Below are 3,904 nucleotides of genomic sequence, written 5' to 3'. Positions count from 1 at the left end.
AAGAAAACGTAATTTAATTGAAACAGTTTTTGATTATTTAAAGAACAAAATGAACCTTGAGCATACTAGACACAGATCCCCTATAAATGCTTTTGTTCATATACTTTCTACACTAGTTGCCTATTCTCTTAAGAAAAATAAACCTTCCATAAATTGCAATTTCGACTTTCCTCTAAATTATAACCTTATCCCGAATTGACGTATATTAGTAGAAAAAATCATATTATCAAGTCCTTTATTTGTAATTGTATAGTATGACGTTCTTGCCAGCTATTGACTTTTAATGACCCAATCACGGAAATATTATAAGACTTAACATTAAGCAATATATTCTCTATTGGACTAGACACGGCATTAAAAGCAATAGCAGCAAGGGCTTTAGAGCCAAAAGCTTCCTTAGAAGGGGCTAGCAAACATTTTATATGTTTACCACCAACTATGTCAGCTTTCAAAACAAAAAGGTTAGAGAATTTAAATATTGGTTCAGGATTTCCCTGACCAAATGGCTCAAGTTTACTTAGCTCATCCATTAATAGCAAATTTACACTACTAGTAGTGAGCTCAGCATCATATTCTTCGCCTATAAGATCATTCTGATTATTCATATCACTCTTAAAGGCGTGATTTAAGAATTCTTGCAACTCTAGTAATTTTTCTTCTAATACTGTAAATCCAGCAGCCATTGAATGCCCCCCGCCAACTACAATTAACTCTTTAGTCTTGGCGTTGATAATTTTACTACCAAAATCAACATTTTTGATAGAACGGCAAGAAGCCTTACCTATTCCATCATTTAAAGCTATAACTGACACCGGTTTATTAAATTTTTCCTTTAATCTTCCAGCGACAATACCAATCACACCCGGATGCCATCCTTTACCAATTATAAATAATGAGCTATCATTTTCCTGAGTTAAAGCTATTTGAGTAGCTTCCTCTATCATTATCAGTTCTATTACTTTCCGCTCATTGTTATGTTTCTCCAACTCCTGTGCTAATCTATTTGCTTCTATTGGACATTCGGTAGATAAAAGATTAGCCCCTAATGATGATTTACCAACTCTTCCACCAGCATTAATCCTAGGCCCCAAGACAAATCCCAAATGATAACAGTTTGGTTTTTCATTTAAGCCAGCAATATCGCATAAGGTTGTCATACCTAAATTTTTTCTTTGCTGAAGGATTTTTAATCCTTGAGTAACAAAAGCACGATTTAAGTGAACAAGCTTCATTACATCGCATACCGTACCAAGGGCAACTAAATCTAAATACTGCATTAAGTTAGGTATAGTAGTATCATCCCTACCACTAATGTCATGGTGATTGGCAAAGAAATTTTGTTTTTTTAAATCAGATAATAAGGCAGTAGCAAATAAAAATGATACTCCTACAGCAGCCAGATACTTATAATCGCTGGTTTCATCAATACGATTCGGATTAACAACGGCAATAGCCTCAGGTAATATATCACTACTAATGTGATGATCGATCACTATCACATCAAGCCCTACTAGTGCTGCATGTTTCAGAGCCTCATGTGCCATTGCTCCGCAATCTACAGTAATAAGCAGCTTAGTTCCATTATCCTTAATTTTTTGCATAGCAGCTGGGGTTGGTCCATATCCTTCAGCAATTCGGTCTGGAACATAAATATCAACATTTTGCCCCAAATCTCTAAATAGATTCTTAAGCAATGATGAAGAAGTAGCCCCATCAACATCATAATCAGCAAATATGCAGATTTTTTGTTTATTTATAATGGCTTCTATAGCTCTATCTACTGCCTTTTGCATATCAAGTAAATGAAAAGGATTGGGCAGTAAATTCTTAATCCTAGGTGATAAAAAGTCAGCCGCTTGTGCTAAGTTCTCCAGGCGAGGAGATAGAACCCTAGCTAGAAAATCACTAATTCCTACAGAACGACAAAGCTCTAGAATAGCATCCTCGTTGACTAATCGCTGCTGCCAAATTTTGCCATTTACTGAACATTTAGATTCTAGTGCTATTGACATGTAGGGTAACCTTATTAAAAAGTGTAAAATCTAGTTATATAGTCAATTAACCTGAATTAGTGTCGAATAAGCACCGCTGTCATTGCGAGAAGGCGTAAGCCGACGAAGCAATCCATTTTAATCGTTTTTTGGATTACTTCGTCACCACTAAAGTGGCTCTGAGCCATGACGCTAAGGCTAAATACTAATCGGATTTATAACATTGCCAATTCAAGTTAATTGACTATATCTATATATAACAGATTTTTATGCTCCACTAATAGCTGTTTTCATTATTTTTGCGATGTTTTGTAATATCTAAATTTCAGATAAATTGGCAGGCTAAATAATGTTAACACTCTTATGACATAGTAGTAACGGTAATCACATGCCATAGTAGCAAAAAGTAATACTACCGAAAAGACAAGACCTATCGCAACAATATAAGTTAAAATAACCTTCTCAGGATTATTAGATTGTTTATTTGTTAAAATAGCTGCTAAATACACAAATATTAGTATAAAACTAATAAAGTTCTTAGTTATTAGCCTTGGAAATGCTTTTAAGTAGAATATCACTAGGTCTTTTACATGATTTTTTTTAAGATAAATGCCATATTTTTCAGCTTCATTAGGATCAATAAATAAATCGTCACTATAATACTCTGCACTCTTCATTAATAAGATGAAATTCTTTATACGATGTTTAAGAAAAGCTAGTGGATAATGGGTTACAGCTTTTACATAACTAGATTCCAGCTCTTGTAGCTTTATAGGGTCTGATGTTGAATTATAAATTCGATCATCACCAAAAACTAAAGCATTAACTAAAGTCGGTGTATAGAGGGATTTAAGCTTTTCAAAACTATATAAATTTTTATCTTCTTTGACATAATCTGGTAGTAAATCATCATTATCTATTGCAACAATCACCCCTGCTATGTCAAATAGTTGGCGTAATTGTTTTGCATGACTATCAGTAGAAAAATGCTTAGCAAGATAATTATTACCCTCTATTATTACTAAAGAAAGAATAATAGTTACTATTATCCTAATAAACCAGTTAGCTTTAAGAGAAACTGATAATACAAACAAAATTAAAATTGGGGCAATAAATTGTGCTTGAAATTTAACACCAACAATATAAAAAATAACTAATAACAATCCAATAGCTGCCAAATAAGATGGTCGTTTTTGATGATAGCTATAAAAAATACAACTAGCTATTACAAAAAAACTACCTAAGCCAAACCCTATATCTTTCCAAATTACACCGGATTGAGCTAATATATTTGGAAGAAATGGTATTACAAAATAAAGATATCTATATTTATTTTGTCGATCAGCATAAAAAAGCAATAATACCCCACCCCACAACAATACTAAATGCCATAATAGCATTATCTGTGGCCCTTGATAGATATGATTGAGTAACGACCATATCATTGACATTAAAGGTGGATGATGAGAAAAATAATTTCCACTAATACTTTGTTCATATTGAGAAAAGCTATCAACCGTCATTCCACCAGGATAGGCTGATAAAAAATGAAAAAACATTAAAGCAAAACATAAAATTATGGGATAATATTTACGCCAAAATTTTGTATAAAAAATATTTTTCATAATTTAAAAATCCTTGAGATATTATAAATTCCCGCCTATACGCATAGGCATCGGTTTAAGAAAACAATAATTGAAAAACCGTCATTGCGAGGAGACCTTAGGTCGACGAACTACGTGCCTACACACGTCAATTCGGGATAAGGGATAAGAAAAAATAAAGGAGATATAGGAGTTGCAAGGAGTTAATGTCTGTGATAAATGTTTTTTTGGAAAAAAAAATAAACACAGGCATGAAAAAAGATATCACAGAATTATATAGTTTTATAGACGATTTTTGTAAAATTTACT

3 protein-coding genes are annotated in these 3,904 nt (G+C 32.8%); 1 reads left to right on the top strand and 2 read right to left on the bottom strand.

Annotation, left to right across the window (positions count from 1 at the left end):
• The coding region (locus tag RiCNE_RS06235) for a transposase (protein WP_157905643.1) at positions 1-199 on the top strand (199 nt) is incomplete at its 5' end.
• A gap of 19 nt (positions 200-218) precedes the next feature.
• Here the strand turns inward: RiCNE_RS06235 and recJ are convergent.
• Together recJ and RiCNE_RS06225 are read right to left on the bottom strand one after the other, a co-directional pair.
• Entirely contained in the window at positions 219-2,012 is a 1,794-nt protein-coding gene (recJ, locus tag RiCNE_RS06230) for a single-stranded-DNA-specific exonuclease RecJ (protein ID WP_094649720.1), read from the bottom strand.
• 272 nt (positions 2,013-2,284) lie between these two features.
• A complete protein-coding gene (locus tag RiCNE_RS06225; protein WP_094649719.1) occupies positions 2,285-3,616 on the bottom strand; it encodes a hypothetical protein in 1,332 nt (443 codons plus the stop codon).
• Positions 3,617-3,904: the final 288 nt, after the last annotated feature.

The organism is Rickettsia endosymbiont of Culicoides newsteadi (assembly GCF_002259525.1).
Taxonomy (GTDB): domain Bacteria; phylum Pseudomonadota; class Alphaproteobacteria; order Rickettsiales; family Rickettsiaceae; genus Tisiphia.
Note: the sequence above shows the minus strand (reverse complement) of the source record. Positions and strands in the feature narration are given on the sequence as shown.